This window comes from Pseudomonas sp. S1(2024) (genome assembly GCF_046557535.1).
On the sequence record NZ_JBKGFP010000099.1, the window covers coordinates 37250 to 53058 of the forward strand.

Consider the following 15809-nt stretch of genomic DNA (forward strand, 5'->3'; position numbering starts at 1 on the left):
GCCGCTGCAAGACCTATACAGAACCCGCGAATGAGCGGCAAAGCCGCCCTCCGGGTTATCAGCTGCGCTCAGGCTGGAAGCGCACCACGAAGCCCTTGAGGCTGTTCTGGCGGTTGATGGCGTCGCGCACGCGCTCGGCCTCGGCCCGCTCGATCAGCGGCCCCACGTACACGCGGTTCATGCCACCCGCCGAGCGGATATAGGCGTTGTAACCCTGGCTACGCAAGGTTTGCTGCAGCTTTTCGGCCCCGGCACGGTTGGACAGGCTGGCCAACTGGATCGACCAGCTGACCGGCAGGCCATTGACGTCGATCTTCGATGGCGCCGTCGGCGCGGCCGGCTTGGCTGCCGGCTGAGGCTCGACCTTGGCCACAGGCGCCTGCGGCTTGGCAGGCTGAGGCGGGGGCTGCACCTGCACTTGAGGCTGGGTCTGTGGTGACGGTGTAATCGGCTGGCTGGGCGTGCTCGCCGGCGCGGTGGACTCGTCCACCACCACCGGTGGCTGTTGCGGCTCTTGCGCAATGGCCTGCGGCTCCGGCACGGCGACCGGCTCCACCTTCACTTCCGGCAGGCTTGGCATGGCCGGCGCCTGCGGGGCATCGACGCGCACCTGACGCATCTCGTCCTCGCGGGTGAACAGCATCGGCAGGAAAATCACCGCCAGCGCCACCAGCACCAACGCACCCACCATGCGCTGTTTCATCCCTTTATCCAGCACTGCCATCTACTCCACCCTCCTGGGCGTGCCGCTCCAGCCATTCCAGTGCCTGGGCAACACAGAAAAACGAACCGAACAGCAAGATCTGGTCATCCGCCGTTGCCTGCGCGCATTGCCCTTCAAGGGCAGCATCGACGCTGGCATAAGACTTCACCGCGGCGCCGACGTTCGTCAAGGCCGTGGCCAGCTCCGCAGCCGGGCGGCTGCGCGGGGTATCCAGTGGCGCCACTGCCCAGTCGTCGACCAGCCCCTGCAGCGGCGCGACAACACCGTCCAGGTCCTTGTCGGCGAGCAGGCCGAACACCGCCAGGCGGCGCCCCTTCAGCGGCCGGGCCGCCAGGCGCCGGGCCAGATACCCCGCGGCGTGCGGGTTGTGCCCGACATCCAGCAACAGTTCCACCGGCTTGCCCTGCCAGCTCAGCTGGCGACGGTCGAGGCGACCCGTGATGCGGGTATCCAGCAGCGCCTGGCGAATCTGCCCGGCGTCCCAGGGCAGACCCATCAGCAGGTAGGCCTGCAGGGCCAGCGTGGCGTTTTCCATGGGCAGGTCGAGCAAAGGCAGGCCAAGCAGCTCTACCGGCGCTCCATCAGCCGCAGTACCCCGCCAGTTCCAGCTGCCATCGGCAATGGCCAGGTCGAAGTCACGACCACGCAGGAACAGCGGCGCAGCCAGTTCGGCGGCCTTGTCCAGCAGCGGCTGAGGCGGATCCAGGTCACCGCACAGTGCCGGCTTGCCCTGACGGAAGATGCCTGCCTTCTCGAAGGCCACCAGCTCGCGGGTATCACCCAGGTAATCGACATGATCGACGCCGATGCTGGTCACCAGGGCCAAGTCGGCATCCACCACGTTCACGGTGTCCAGGCGGCCACCAAGCCCCACTTCCAGTACCACGGCATCCAGCTGCGACTGGTAGAACAACCAGAACGCGGCCAGAGTGCCCATCTCGAAGTAGGTCAGGGAAATTTCGCCCCGCGCCGCCTCGACGGCGGCGAAGGCTTCGCACAGGCGCTCATCGCTGGCCTCTTGGCCATCGATCAGCACCCGCTCGTTGTAACGCAACAGGTGCGGCGAGCTGTACACGCCAACCTTCAACCCCTGGGCACGCAGCAGCGAGGCCACAAAGGCACAGGTCGAGCCCTTGCCGTTGGTGCCGGTCACCGTTACCACACGTGGCGCCAGCTTGCCCAGCGCCAGCCGGGCAAGCACCTTCTGCGACCGCTCAAGGCCCATGTCGATGGCCGAGGGGTGCAACTGCTCGAGGTAGGCGAGCCATTCGCCCAGGGATCGTTGTTTCATCACGCGACGGCAGCCGCCTCACGCGCTTGCTCCGGGGTTTCCTGGCCGGTCATCTGCGCCAGCAGGCGGGCCAGACGCGGGCGCAGCTCGCCACGAGAGATGATCAGGTCGATGGCGCCGTGCTCCAGCAGGAACTCACTGCGCTGGAAGCCTTCCGGCAGCTTCTCGCGCACGGTCTGCTCGATCACGCGCGGGCCGGCGAAGCCGATCAGTGCCTTCGGCTCGCCGACGATCACGTCACCGAGCATGGCCAGGCTGGCGGAGACACCACCGTACACAGGGTCGGTCAGTACCGAGATGAACGGGATACCTTCTTCGCGCAGGCGCGCCAGCACGGCCGAGGTCTTGGCCATCTGCATCAGCGAGATCAGCGCTTCCTGCATGCGTGCACCGCCCGAGGCGGAGAAGCAGACCATCGGGCAGCGGTGCTCCAGGGCATAGTTGGCCGCGCGCACGAAGCGCTCGCCGACGATGGCACCCATGGAGCCGCCCATGAACGAGAACTCGAAGGCGCTGACCACGATCGGCATGCCCATCAGGGTGCCGCTCATGGAGATCAGGGCGTCCTTCTCGCCGGTTTGCTTCTGCGCGCCAGCCAGGCGGTCCTTGTACTTCTTGCCATCACGGAACTTCAGGCGATCGACCGGCTCCAGGTCGGCGCCCAGTTCGGCACGGCCATCGGCGTCGAGGAAGATGTCGATGCGCGCACGTGCGCCGATGCGCATGTGGTGGTTGCACTTGGGGCAGACATCCAGGGTCTTTTCCAGCTCCGGACGATACAGCACGGCCTCGCAGGCCGGGCATTTGTGCCACAGGCCTTCAGGCACCGAGCTCTTCTTCACCTCGGAACGCATGATCGAAGGGATCAGTTTGTCGACTAACCAGTTGCTCATGCTTTCTTTCTCCAGTATTGGCAGGCGTGGTCCGGTGTCGCCGGGCCCTACCCTGCCCTTGAGCTCAAAATCTTTTATGAAACGATGATGGACCGGCCGCCGGGACTACCAGCGCGCCACCCCACCGCTAATGTGTTGTGTTGCCGCCACAGGCGCAGGCGGCTGCCCCGCAGGGCTGCGAAAGCTATGGACGATGGCGCGCAGCCAGCCGTCACATCTGCCATCACGCCTGTTTCACCGCACGCATGAAGGCCTCGATCTTCGCCGCATCCTTGATGCCCTTGGCTTGCTCCACGCCGCCACTGACATCCACCGCGTACGGCCGTACCTGGGCGATGGCCTGGCCGACATTGTCGGCAGACAGCCCGCCCGCCAGAATGATCGGCTTGCTCAGGCGCGCAGGCACCAGCGACCAGTCGAACGCTTCACCGGTGCCTCCGGGTACGCCCGGCACGTAGGTGTCCAGCAGAATGCCGCGGGCACCAGCGTAAAGCCGGCAGGCCGCCTCCAGGTCGTCGCCCGGGCGTACGCGCAGGGCCTTGATCCAGGGGCGGTGGTAGCCTTCGCAGTCCTGTGGGGTTTCGTCGCCGTGGAACTGTAGCAGGTCCAGCGGAACCACTTCGAGAATCTCGTTCAGCTCGCAGCGCGAAGCATTGACGAACAAACCGACCGTGGTCACGAACGGCGGCAGCTCGGCAATGATCGCCCGCGCCTGGCGCACGTCCACGGCGCGCGGGCTCTTGGCATAGAAGACGAAGCCGATGGCATCGGCCCCCGCTTCGGCAGCAGCCAGTGCGTCTTCGATGCGGGTAATCCCGCAGATCTTGCTGCGAACATTGCTCATGGACAGCGAACCCTGCTTGTTACGGTGAAAGGCCGGATGTTAGCAAATGACTTTTCGCCCGTCAGTCTGCCAATGCTTCGTAACCGGTCAAAAAGTGTGGACCGATGTAACGCTTGGGCAGCGCGTACTCCTCGGGGTACTCCACCTGCACCAGGTAGAGGCCGTATGGGTGCGCCGTGACCCCACCTTCGCGGCGGTTGCGCCCTTCCAGCACCTCACGCGCCCAGGTGACCGGGCGCTCTCCGGCACCGATGGTCATCAGTACACCGGCAATGTTACGCACCATGTGGTGCAGGAAAGCCGTGGCGCGCACGTCCAGCACGATCATCTGGCCATGGCGGGTGACGCGCAGATGGTAGATGTGCTTGATCGGCGACTTGGCCTGGCACTGGCTGGCGCGGAAGGCACTGAAGTCATGGGTACCAAGCAGATACTGCGCGGCTTCGGCCATGCGTTCGACATCCAGCGGGCGGTGGTTCCAGGTGACTTCCTCGGCCAGGTGGGCCGGGCGGATCGGGTCGTTGTAGATGACGTAGCGGTAACGCCGGGCGCAGGCCTTGAAGCGGGCATGGAAGTCGGCCGGCATCGGCCGCGACCAGACCACGCTGATGTCATGGGGCAGGTTGAAGTTGGTGCCCATGGTCCAGGCGCGCTCATCGCGCACGGCGCGGGTGTCGAAGTGCACGATCTGCCCACAGCCATGCACACCGGCGTCGGTGCGCCCGGCGCAGATTACCGAGATGGGCTCGTTGGCCACCTTGGACAGCGCCTGCTCCAGGGCCTGCTGGACACTGGGCACGCCACTGGCCTGGCGCTGCCAGCCACGGTAGCGCGCGCCTTTGTATTCCACGCCCAGGGCGATGCGGGAGTAGCCTTCGGCCGCGGACTCGGCGGCGGCGGTGTCGATGATGTCCAAGAGCATGAAACCTGTGGGGGGGTGTACGGAATGGCGGGGATTATAACGACAACGGCAGCCGTGTAGGGCTGCCGTTGAATATGCACCGCATTTGAGGGCCTCTTCGCGGGCTCGCCCGCTCCCACAGGTTACTCACAAGGTCGAAAATCTTTGGAGATCCTGTGGGAGCGGGCAAGCCCGCGAAGAGGCCGGCCCTGCTTACATCAGACCAACCGGGAGAGCATGTCCTCGGCCTCCTGACGCTGGCTGTCGTCGCCATCCTTGACCACTTCATCGAGAATGTCGCGTGCGCCTTGGTTGTCGCCCATGTCGATATAGGCCCGGGCCAGGTCTAGCTTGGTGGCCACTTCGTCGCTTCCGGAGAAGAAGTCGAAGTCCAGGTCGTCCAGTGGCTCGGGCTCGGGCTCGGGCTGGGCAGCCGCATCCTCGCTGGTGAAATGCGGCTCCAGCGACGGCGACTCAAGGCTCTGCGACAGCTTGTCCAGCTCAGCGTTGACGTCGTCCAGCTCCGAGGTAAAGCTCTTGGCTGCCGGCGAATCGTCTTCCAGCGACAGCGAAAGATCGAAGTCGGATGGCAGATCGAACTCGGAAAGCGGGTCGAACGCTGGCTCGCTGTCGAAGGCAGCCAACTCGGCGGCGACATCTACCGGGGTTTCGTCGACCGCAGCCGGGGCTGCCGGGGCAACCGGCTCGCTGATGTCGAGGTCGAAGTCGGAAAGGTCCACAGCGGGCTGTGGCTCGGCCTGTGCCAGCATGGCCTCGAATTCGGCGTCAGCGTCGGCCTGTAGCTCGGCGTCCACCGCAAACGGCTCGTCTTCCGGCTGAACCGATTCCAGTACAGGTTCATCCAGTACCGGCTCTTCGACTACAGGTTGCTTGGCCACAGATTCGTCCAGCAGCGGCGCTGCCAGCGGGTCTTGCTCAGGCAGGTCGTCACCCAGGCTCAGGTCGAAGGCACTGTCCAGGTCCTGCTCGTCCAGGCCCGGCGCATCGAGGGTCGGCACTTCATCGAAGGCATCCAGCTCAGCATCCAGATCAACTTCGGGTTCGAGCGCTGCTTCAGGTTCCGCCAGGGCAACAGCCTCTGGTTCTATCGCCACCTCTGGCTCGACCGCCGGCACTTCCTCCGGCGCCACATCGGCAACCACTGGCGTATCAGGCTGATCCTGCAACAGCTCCTGCACGTACTGCTCATCCATCTCGGCAGCCAGGGCCGCCGCGCCCAGGCCGGCAGCGGCCAGGCCGAGCATGGCCGGGTAGCGCTCTTTCAGCCCGGCAACCGCTTCACTGTTCTGCTCACTGGCCGGCAACTTGCGCTCCTGCTCGACGAACGCGCTCTGGTCACCCTGGCGGGCGTACACATCCATCAGTTTCAGGCGCAGGTCGTCACGCTGCGGCGCGGCGGCCACGGCAGGTTCCAACAGGTCGGTAGCGCGGTTCAGGCGGCCTTCGGCCACGCATTGCTCGACTTCCGCCAGCAGCGCGGCATGGGGGTCGGCTTGCGGTTCAGGTTGCGCTTCGGAGGCGGGTGCCGCCGTTTTTTCCGCGGCGGTGGCGGCGGCAGCCGAAGCGGCGACCACGGCCGGCGACAGGGTCACGCTCGGCGCCGAGACTTCTACGCCATCGAAGCTTGCGCTATCGCTGTCAAAGCCTGCGCCCTGCTCTTCTTCCAGCGCCCGCGCCATGCGCAGGTGCTTTTCAGCCTCCTGCTGGGCCTTGCGCTTGCGCGCCAGCAACAGCAGCAGAAGCAACAGTACGAGGAAGGCACTACCGGCAATCAGCCCGAGCAGCAGCGGGTTGCCCATGATTTCGTCGACGACGCTACCTGGCTGGCCGGCGGCAGGTGCAGCTTCGGCGGCAGACACCGGTTTGGGTGAGGTATCGACAGCGTCAGGCGCAGGCTTAACGATCGGTTCGGCCGGTGCAGCCGCCCCCTGCGCTTCAAGGCGGGCCAGCTGGTTGTTCTTCAACTCGATCAGACGCTGCAGCTTGTCCAGCTGGCTCTGCAGGTCGGCCATGCGGCTCTTGAGCTCTTCGTTGTCGCGTCGACTGGTGTCCAGGCTTTCCTGGGCCACCGCCAGCTTGTCATTGAGGGCCTTGGCCTGGCCAGCACCGGCCTGGTTGCCCGGGCTGACCAGGCGCAGGTTGTCGCCCTGGGCGATACGCGCCGGAGCTGCCTCGGCGGCACCGCGGCGAGTGGCGTCCAGCTGGCGGGCACGCGGGCCCAGGCGACGGCCTTCACGCCAGGCAGCATACTGTTCGGCCACCTCGGCGGTCGCCTCGCCCTGCGGGATGTTCTGGATCTGCTGCTGGTCGGGCAGGCGCAACACCTGGCCAACCTTCAGCTGGTTGATGTTGTTGCCGATGAACGCGTCCGGGTTCAGGGCCTGAATCGCGATCATGGTCTGCTGGATCGAGCCGCCCTGGGTATTGCGCGCGGCAATCTGCCACAGGGTGTCCCGGCGCTGGGTGGTATAGCTGTCGGCAGCGGTCACCGCTGGCGCGACATTGCCTGCCGCAGGCTTGTCGCCCTGGGCCTTGGCCTGGTCGAGCAGCACGCTGTAGTCACGCAGCAGGCGGCCCTGCGGCCACATCACCTGGACCAGGAACTTTACCACCGGCTCCGGTAGCGGCTGGCTGGAGGTAACACGCAGCACGCTCTTGCCGTTGGGGTTGATCACCGGTGTGAAGGTTAGGTCTTCGAGGTAGGTTGGGAATGCCACCCCGGCCTTGCTGAAATCTTCCGGCGGCGCCAGGCTCGGTGCCACTTCGGCAGCGGTGAGGTCGCGCACGTCGAGCAGTTCGATCTCGGCGTCCAGGGGCTGGTTCTGTGCCGATTTGAGGGTCAGTTCCCCCAGGCCCAGGGCATTCGCCATGCCCGACGACAGCGCCGATGCTGCAGCCATGGCCAGAACCAGTTTGCGAATTCGAAGCATGACCTCTTCCCTTGTATGAAGCGTCCTGAAACCTGCATGCAGAGCAGGACAATAGTGCTCGCCAGTATCTTTTACGGCATGTGTTTAATCAACAATTGTGCCACTTGCACAGCATTGAGCGCGGCGCCTTTGCGCACGTTGTCGGTGGTCAGCCAGAGGTTGAGTTGCTGGTCTTCATCAACACCATGCCGTACACGACCAACATAGACCACGTCCTGGCCTACTGCGTCGCCTACCGGAGTCGGATAATCGTCGCGCTCCACCAGTTCGACGCTGTCAGCCGCCTCGAGGGCCTGGTTGACCGCCTCCAGGTCGACCGGGCGACGGCTCTGTACCGCCACACTGAAGCTATCGCCGAAAAATACCGGGACTTGAACGCAGCTCACGGAAATCTTCAGTTCAGGCAGGCCCAGCAGCACACGCAGCTCACCGACCAGGCGGCGCTCCAGGGCGGTGTGGCCTTGCTTATCGGCGGCACCGACCTGGGCCAACATGTTGAACGCCACCTGGCGATCGAAGAAGCGCGGCTCCAGGGGCCGGGCATTGAGCAGCTCGGCAGTTTGCCGGGCGAGTTCGTTGACAGCTTCCCGACCTTGTGCGGACACCGCCAGCGCGGCCATCACCTGCACCCGCTCGATATCCAGCAGGCGCTTGAGCGGTGCCAGAGCAACGGCCAGGGCAACCGCGGCCGAGCACGGGCTGACGATGCGCGCGGGCAATGCCAGGTCAACCAGGCGTTCGGCGTTGGCTTCGGGCACCAGAGCCAGGGCGTCGTCCAGACCAGCGGACAGGTCGATGACCGTGCAGCCTGCCTGCAGCGCCTTGCTGGCAAAGCTTCGGCTGACTGCGGCGCCTGCGGCGAAAAAGGCCAGCTTGACCTGGGCAAAGTCGAAGCTGTCCACCTCACGTACCTTCAGCTTCTTGCCGGCGAACATCACGCTACTGCCCGCCGATTCCATGCTGGCCAGCAGGTGCAGGGTGGCGACCGGGAAAGCCAGTTCTTCGAGGATCTGCACCAGGGCTTCACCGACGCTGCCGGTGGCGCCAACGACGGCGATGTCCAAAGGGTGTGTCATGGAAGGGATCCTTTTGCTGAAAACGGCGGGGGGCGGCACTTTACTCGGATTGTAGAGTTTTGTCTGTGCTGGCCCAAACCTAGAGCTGCGCTGCTCTTGCTCTTGATCTTGATCTTGATCTTGATCTTGATCTTGATCTTGATCTTCGCGACTTCAGGAGGCCGAGCAGAGGTCTTGCGGAGGGAGGTGACGGGCATGGATGCCCGTCAAGCGCTGAGGCCCCATGGATGGGGCCTGCAGCGCGTACTCCCGGGAGCAAGACCGGCGCGAGGGAACCCCGTAGCGTAGCGGAGGGGCCGGATGATGGGAGCGCAGCGTTTTTTGGTTACTTTTTGTCGCGTTTGACAAAAAGTGACTCGCCGTAAGGGCGAAAAGGTGAATCAGCGTCGCCATCGCAAACGGACTGTTCGCCATATCAAAACCGTCGCTTAAGCTTTTTGGCTTTTTGGCTTTTTGGCTTTTTGGCTTTTGGATGTGGGCATTCGCATCGAGTAGACATTCATTCGCGATGGTGGCGCCAAGTCACCTTTCCGCCCTTACGGCGGGTCCCTTTTTGTCGTGGCAAAAAGGAACCAAAAACCGTCGGCTCCCATCATCCGGCCCCTGCGCTTCGCTCCGGGGTCCCCTCGCTACGGGCTTGCTCCCGGGAGGACGCGCTGCAGGCCCCATCCATGGGGCCTCAGCGCTTGACGGGCATCCATGCCCGTCACCTCCCTCCGCAATCCCTTCGCTCGGCCTCCTGAAGTCGCAATCGGCGGCGCCTGATCTATCGCGCGCCTAGAAGCAAAAGCGAAAGCGAAAGCGAAGATGGATCGGAAATAAAAAAACCCGCGCTGTCGCCAGCGCGGGTTTTCGGTCAGACCGGAGCGATCAACGCTCCAGCAGAATCCGCAGCATGCGGCGCAGCGGCTCAGCCGCGCCCCACAGCAGCTGGTCACCTACGGTGAACGCGCCCAGGTACTGGGACCCCATGTTCAGCTTGCGCAGGCGGCCAACCGGGATGTTCAGGGTGCCGGTAACCTTGGTCGGTGTCAGCTCCTGCATGCTGATTTCACGCTGGTTAGGTACCAGCTTCACCCAAGGGTTGTGCTGGCTGATCATGCCTTCGATATCGGCCAGCGGCACGTCCTTGTTCAGCTTGATGGTCAGCGCCTGGCTGTGGCAACGCATGGCGCCGATGCGCACGCAGATGCCGTCGACCGGGATCGGGCTCTTGAAGCGGCCGAGGATCTTGTTGGTCTCGGCCTGGGCCTTCCACTCTTCACGGCTCTGGCCGTTCGGCAGTTCCTTGTCGATCCACGGGATCAGGCTGCCAGCCAGTGGCACGCCGAAGTTCTCGGTCGGGAACGCTTCGCTGCGCATGGTCTCGGCAACCTTGCGGTCGATGTCGAGGATGGCGCTGGCCGGGTTGGCCAGGTCATCGGCGACGGCAGCATGGGTAGCACCCATCTGCTTGATCAGCTCGCGCATGTTCTGCGCACCGGCACCCGAGGCCGCCTGGTAGGTCATGGCGCTCATCCACTCGACCAGGCCGGCTTCGAACAGGCCACCCAGGCCCATCAGCATCAGGCTGACGGTGCAATTGCCGCCGATGTAGTTCTTGGTACCCGCGTCCAGCTGCTGGTCGATGACCTTGCGGTTGACCGGGTCGAGGATGATCACCGCGTCATCCTGCATGCGCAGGGACGAGGCGGCGTCGATCCAGTAACCCTGCCAGCCGGCTTCACGCAGCTTGGGGAAGACCTCGTTGGTGTAGTCGCCGCCCTGGCAGGTCAGGATAACGTCGAGGGTCTTGAGTTCTTCGATCGAATAAGCATCCTTGAGCGGTGCTGTATCCTTGCCCACGTTCGGGCCCTGGCCGCCAACATTGGAGGTGGTGAAGAACACCGGCTCGATGAGGTCGAAATCCTGCTCCTCCAGCATCCGCTGCATGAGCACGGAACCGACCATACCGCGCCAACCGATCAGACCTACACGTTTCATCGCAACTACACCTTTGCTAAAAGTGGGCCGCCACCGGGAATTTTGGGTGGCGGGCCAGAGAGATTACAGATTCCGCAGCGCTGCGACTACTGCGTCGCCCATTTCCTGCGTACCAACTTTGCGGCAGCCTTCCGAGAAGATGTCGCCGGTGCGCAGCCCCTGGTCCAGGACCAGGCTCACGGCCTTCTCGATCGCCTCGGCGGCAGCCGACTGATTGAAGCTGTAACGCAGCATCATCGACACCGACAGGATGGTCGCCAGCGGGTTGGCGATGCCAAGGCCTGCGATGTCCGGGGCCGAGCCGTGGCACGGCTCGTACATGCCCTTGTTGTCGGCATCCAGCGACGCCGAAGGCAGCATGCCGATGGAGCCGGTCAGCATGGAAGCTTCATCCGACAGAATGTCACCGAACATGTTGTCGGTCACCATCACATCGAACTGCTTGGGCGCACGCACCAGCTGCATGGCGGCGTTGTCGACGTACATGTGGCTCAGTTCAACATCCGGGTAGTCCTTGGCCACGTCCTCGACCACTTCACGCCACAGCTGGCTGGAAGCCAGGACGTTGGCCTTGTCTACCGAGCACAGCTTCTTGCCGCGCACGCGGGCCATGTCGAAACCGACACGGGCAATGCGGCGCACTTCGCTTTCGCTGTACGGCAGCGTGTCGTAGGCCTGGCGCTCGCCGCCTTCCAGCTCGCGCTGGCCACGCGGGGCACCGAAGTAGATACCGCCGGTCAGCTCACGGACGATGAGGATGTCCAGGCCGGAAACGATCTCTGGCTTGAGCGACGAGGCATCGGCCAGTTGCGGGTAGAGGATGGCCGGGCGCAGGTTGGCGAACAGGCCCAGTTGCGAACGGATTTTCAGCAGGCCGCGCTCGGGGCGAATGTCACGCTCGATCTTGTCCCACTTCGGCCCGCCCACGGCGCCCAGCAGCACGGCATCGGCCTTGCGCGCACGCTCCAGGGTCTCGTCGGCCAGCGGCACGCCGTGCTTGTCGATGGCGGCGCCACCGATCACATCGTGCTCCAGGCTGAAGCCGAGCTGGAACTTGTCGTTGGCCAGCTCCAGCACCTTGACCGCCTCGGCCATGATTTCCGGGCCGATACCGTCACCTGGGAGAATCAGAATCTGCTTGCTCATGCTTTCCTCTATCCAATCACGCGGTGCGGCCAAGCGGGCCCCACCGAAAAGTTCTTAACGCTCGGCCCACAACACCAGCACATCGGTGCTGAACGAACCATCGGCCTCGATCTGGTAATACTGCCGTACTTCTTCGCCCATGGCTTGCTGCAATTGGCGAATTGCCACGCGCATTGGCTCGGGGGTGCGCATGCGCTCGACCCAGCTGGAAAACTCCAGGCGCAGCGGCTGGCGGGTGTGGCTGCGTACATGCAGGCCAGCCTCGCTGACCTGGCGTTGCCATTCGGCAGCGGAATAATCGCGCACGTGGCTGGTGTCGCGCAGTACTTCGACCGTTTGCAGGTAGGTGTCGAGCAGCGGGCTGCCCGGCGACATGACGTCGATGAACGCCGCCACGCCACCCGGCTTGAGCACTCGGCGCACTTCGCGCAGGGCCAGACCCAGATCGCTCCAGTGGTGGGCCGAGTAGCGGCTGAAGACGAAGTCGAACGAGGCGTCGGCGAACGGCAGGCGTTCGGCGGCACCGCGTTCGGTGGTGATATTGGCCAGGCCGCGCTCGGCGGCGGCACTGGCGACCACGTCGAGCATGGCTTGCGAGAGGTCGTAGGCGACCACTTCGGCAACCAGAGGGGCGACGTGGAAACTGACATGACCGGCACCGCAGCCAAGGTCGAGCACGCGGGCATGGCCCCGCCCTGCCAGCGCGTCTTGCAGCAGGCCGAATTCACTGCCTTGGGCGTGCACGGCGCTGCTGAGGTAGGCGCTGGCCTGTTCGCCGAACTGGCGTTGGACCACATCGGTGTGCTGGGTGCTGGTCATGTCTCGATCCTTTTGGTTTTGGGTTGTCTCTACTGGCCCTATCGCCGGCAAACCCAACTACATCATTCAGGCATCACGGAACAGCCAAGGCTGCCCGGCGCGGTGCTTGCCTTCGAAGGCCTTGATCGCATCGCTGTCCTGCAGGGTCAGGCCGATGTCGTCCAGGCCGTTGAGCAAGCAGTGCTTGCGGAACGCATCGATCTCGAAGTGCAGCACCTTGCCATCCGGACGGGTCACCGCCTGCGCCTGCAGGTCGATGGTCAGCTGATAGCCCGGGATGGCTTCGACCTGCTTGAACAGCTCGTCGACTTCCTCGTCGCTGAGGATGATCGGCAGCAAGCCGTTCTTGAAGCTGTTGTTGAAGAAGATGTCGGCAAAGCTTGGCGCGATCACACTGCGGAAGCCGTACTCGTCCAGCGCCCATGGGGCGTGCTCACGGCTGGAGCCGCAACCGAAGTTCTCCCGCGCCAGCAACACGCTGGCACCCTGGTAGCGTTCGTGGTTGAGCACGAACTCCTCGTTCAGCGGGCGCTTGCTGTTGTCCTGGTAAGGCTGGCCCACGTCCAGGTAACGCCACTCGTCGAACAGGTTGGGGCCGAAGCCGGTGCGCTTGATCGACTTCAGGAACTGCTTGGGGATGATCTGGTCGGTGTCGACGTTGGCACGGTCCAACGGCGCGACGAGGCCAGTGTGCTGGGTAAAGGCTTTCATGCTGCGCTCCCTTGGATCAACTCGCGGACATCGATGAAGTGGCCGGTCACCGCGGCGGCGGCGGCCATGGCCGGGCTGACCAGGTGGGTGCGGCCACCGGCCCCCTGACGGCCTTCGAAGTTGCGGTTGGAGGTAGACGCGCAATGCTCGCCGCTCTCCAGGCGGTCCGGGTTCATCGCCAGGCACATCGAGCAGCCTGGCTCACGCCATTCGAAACCGGCCTCGAGGAAGATCTTGTCCAGGCCTTCGCGCTCGGCCTGGGCCTTGACCAGGCCCGAGCCCGGCACCACCAGCGCCTGCTTGACGTTGGCCGCGACCTTGCGGCCCTTGGCGATTTCGGCGGCAGCGCGCAGGTCTTCGATACGCGAGTTGGTGCACGAACCGATGAACACGCGGTCGAGCTTGATATCGGTGATCGCCTGGTTGGCGGCGAGGCCCATGTACTTGAGGGCACGCTCGATCGAACCACGTTTGATCAGGTCAGGCTCGGCAGCCGGGTCCGGCACGCGCTGGTCGACAGCGAGGACCATCTCCGGCGAAGTGCCCCAGCTGACCTGCGGCTTGATTTGCGCAGCGTCGAGCTCGACCACGGTGTCGAACACCGCGTCAGCGTCGGAGACCAGGCCTTTCCAGGCTTCGACCGCCTGCTTCCACTGCTCGCCCTTCGGCGCGTACGGGCGGCCTTCGACATAGGCAACAGTGGTGTCGTCCACCGCCACCAGGCCTACGCGGGCACCGGCTTCGATGGACATGTTGCAGATGGTCATGCGGCCTTCCATCGACAATTCGCGGATGGCGCTGCCAGCAAATTCCATGGCGTGGCCGTTACCACCGGCGGTACCGATCTTGCCGATCACGGCCAGGACGATGTCCTTGGCGGTTACGCCGGCAGGCAACTGGCCTTCCACGCGCACCAGCATGTTCTTCATTTTCTTGGCGACCAGGCACTGGGTAGCGAGCACGTGCTCTACCTCGGAAGTGCCGATACCGTGGGCCAGGGCACCGAAGGCGCCGTGGGTGGAGGTGTGCGAGTCACCGCAGACCACAGTCATGCCAGGCAAGGTGGCACCCTGCTCCGGGCTGATGACGTGGACGATGCCTTGACGCTCGTCATTCATCTTGAATTCGACGATGCCATATTCGTCACAGTTCTCGTCAAGGGTCTGCACCTGCAGGCGCGACACCTGGTCGACGATGGCCTCGATACCGCCCTTGCGCTCTGGCGTGGTCGGCACGTTGTGGTCAGGCGTGGCGATGTTGGCGTCGATGCGCCAAGGTTTGCGGTTGGCCAGGCGCAGGCCTTCGAAGGCCTGGGGCGACGTCACTTCGTGGATGATGTGACGGTCGATGTAGATCAAGGACGAGCCGTCATCACGGCGCTTGACCTCATGGGCTTCCCAGAGTTTGTCGTAGAGCGTTTTGCCAGCCATCAGACTGTTCCTCATCAGCGTCTTTCTATGCCAAAGACCCCTTGGCTTGTGCGGTCGATGCTAGGGGGTTAGATTGAATAACTCAAATTCATAATTTTTATGCTTTGGATAACCAACAGGAATGCGACCCCATGGATCTGGCCAACCTTAGCGCCTTCATCGCAATTGCCGAAACCGGTAGTTTTTCCGGGGCGGCCGACCGCCTGTTCCTGACTCAACCGGCCGTCAGCAAACGCATCGCCGGACTGGAACAGCAACTGGATGTGCGCCTGTTCGACCGGCTGGGCCGCGAGGTGACCCTGACCGAGGCGGGCCGCGCCCTGCTTCCCCGCGCCTACCAGATCCTCAACGTCCTCGATGATACCCGGCGCGCACTGACCAATTTGACCGGTGAAGTGAGTGGTCGCCTGACCCTGGCCACCAGCCACCATATCGGCTTGCACCGCCTTCCCCCGCTGCTGCGGGCCTTCACCCGGGAATACCCGGCAGTGGCGCTGGATATTCAGTTCATGGATTCGGAACAGGCCTACGACGAAATCCTCCATGGCCGCGCCGAGATTGCCGTTATCACCCTGGCACCCGAGCCGCACCACCTGGTCAAGGCCGTGCCGGTATGGGACGACGCCCTGGACTTCGTCGCCGCTCCCGAGCACCCGCTGGCCAACAACAACACGGTCAGCCTGGCCGACGTCGCCCGCCACCCGGCCGTGTTCCCGGGCGGCAACACTTTTACCCACCACATTGTTCAGCGCCTGTTCGAAAGCCAGGGCCTGACGCCGAACATCGCCATGAGTACCAACTATCTGGAAACCATCAAGATGATGGTGTCCATCGGCCTGGCCTGGAGCGTGCTGCCGCGCACCATGCTCGACGAACAGGTTGCACCCATCGCCTTGCCGGGCATACAGCTGTCTCGCCAGCTAGGCTACATTTTGCACACGGAGCGTACGCTTTCGAACGCGGCCAGGGCATTCATGGCCCTGCTCGACAGCCACGCGGGGCCCGCCTGACCGGTCGTCAGCCCGGTATTGCCACCTCCA

At 64.1% G+C, this 15809-nt stretch carries 14 protein-coding genes; 1 reads left to right on the top strand and 13 read right to left on the bottom strand.

Annotated features, from left to right (window positions below; translation table 11 throughout):
* Nucleotides 1-58: 58 nt before the first annotated feature.
* The 13 genes from ACLCGK_RS27230 to leuC all read right to left on the bottom strand — a co-directional run bounded on the left by ACLCGK_RS27230 (nt 59) and on the right by leuC (nt 14769).
* Nucleotides 59-724: an SPOR domain-containing protein gene (locus tag ACLCGK_RS27230; RefSeq protein ID WP_410953321.1), complete on the bottom strand. Its 666-nt coding sequence runs from the start codon at nt 722-724 to the stop codon at nt 59-61.
* The gene (folC, locus tag ACLCGK_RS27235) at nt 708-2015 is read right to left on the bottom strand and encodes a bifunctional tetrahydrofolate synthase/dihydrofolate synthase (RefSeq protein ID WP_410953322.1); all 1308 of its coding nucleotides are present in this window, start codon (nt 2013-2015) and stop codon (nt 708-710) included. The genes ACLCGK_RS27230 and folC overlap by 17 nt, the downstream gene beginning before the upstream one ends.
* On the bottom strand, nt 2015-2908 hold the full coding sequence (gene accD / locus ACLCGK_RS27240) for an acetyl-CoA carboxylase, carboxyltransferase subunit beta (RefSeq protein WP_013971609.1): 894 nt from the start codon (nt 2906-2908) through the stop codon (nt 2015-2017). Before accD ends, folC begins: the two co-directional genes overlap by 1 nt.
* 223 nt (nt 2909-3131) lie before the next feature.
* Complete coding sequence (locus ACLCGK_RS27245; RefSeq protein ID WP_013971608.1) at nt 3132-3752, bottom strand: phosphoribosylanthranilate isomerase; 621 nt, start codon at nt 3750-3752, stop codon at nt 3132-3134.
* Between the two features lie 61 nt (nt 3753-3813).
* Nucleotides 3814-4674, bottom strand: coding sequence for a tRNA pseudouridine(38-40) synthase TruA (truA, locus tag ACLCGK_RS27250; RefSeq protein WP_025338241.1), 861 nt, complete (start codon nt 4672-4674; stop codon nt 3814-3816).
* Between the two features lie 197 nt (nt 4675-4871).
* Entirely contained in the window at nt 4872-7604 is a 2733-nt protein-coding gene (locus ACLCGK_RS27255) for a FimV/HubP family polar landmark protein (RefSeq protein ID WP_410953323.1), read from the bottom strand.
* Nucleotides 7605-7675: 71 nt separating this feature from the next.
* The gene (locus ACLCGK_RS27260; protein WP_410953324.1) at nt 7676-8680 is read right to left on the bottom strand and encodes an aspartate-semialdehyde dehydrogenase; all 1005 of its coding nucleotides are present in this window, start codon (nt 8678-8680) and stop codon (nt 7676-7678) included.
* The gene (locus tag ACLCGK_RS27265; protein ID WP_410953325.1) at nt 8677-8877 is read right to left on the bottom strand and encodes a hypothetical protein; all 201 of its coding nucleotides are present in this window, start codon (nt 8875-8877) and stop codon (nt 8677-8679) included. Before ACLCGK_RS27265 ends, ACLCGK_RS27260 begins: the two co-directional genes overlap by 4 nt.
* A 673-nt stretch (nt 8878-9550) precedes the next feature.
* Nucleotides 9551-10663: an aspartate-semialdehyde dehydrogenase gene (gene asd, locus ACLCGK_RS27270; protein ID WP_023660790.1), complete on the bottom strand. Its 1113-nt coding sequence runs from the start codon at nt 10661-10663 to the stop codon at nt 9551-9553.
* Between the two features lie 63 nt (nt 10664-10726).
* Complete coding sequence (leuB, locus tag ACLCGK_RS27275; protein WP_013971603.1) at nt 10727-11809, bottom strand: 3-isopropylmalate dehydrogenase; 1083 nt, start codon at nt 11807-11809, stop codon at nt 10727-10729.
* 54 nt (nt 11810-11863) lie between these two features.
* Nucleotides 11864-12628 carry a class I SAM-dependent methyltransferase gene (locus ACLCGK_RS27280; protein WP_015269432.1) on the bottom strand — a complete coding sequence of 255 codons (765 nt, stop codon included), beginning with the start codon at nt 12626-12628 and terminating at the stop codon, nt 11864-11866.
* A 66-nt stretch (nt 12629-12694) separates the two neighbouring features.
* Entirely contained in the window at nt 12695-13339 is a 645-nt protein-coding gene (gene leuD / locus ACLCGK_RS27285; protein ID WP_410953326.1) for a 3-isopropylmalate dehydratase small subunit, read from the bottom strand.
* A complete protein-coding gene (gene leuC, locus ACLCGK_RS27290; RefSeq protein WP_013971600.1) occupies nt 13336-14769 on the bottom strand; it encodes a 3-isopropylmalate dehydratase large subunit in 1434 nt (477 codons plus the stop codon). The genes leuD and leuC overlap by 4 nt, the downstream gene beginning before the upstream one ends.
* 131 nt (nt 14770-14900) lie before the next feature.
* Here leuC and ACLCGK_RS27295 point away from each other — a divergent pair, with 131 nt between their 5' ends.
* Nucleotides 14901-15779, top strand: coding sequence for a LysR family transcriptional regulator (locus ACLCGK_RS27295; protein ID WP_410953327.1), 879 nt, complete (start codon nt 14901-14903; stop codon nt 15777-15779).
* The last annotated feature ends 30 nt before the right edge of the window (nt 15780-15809 follow it).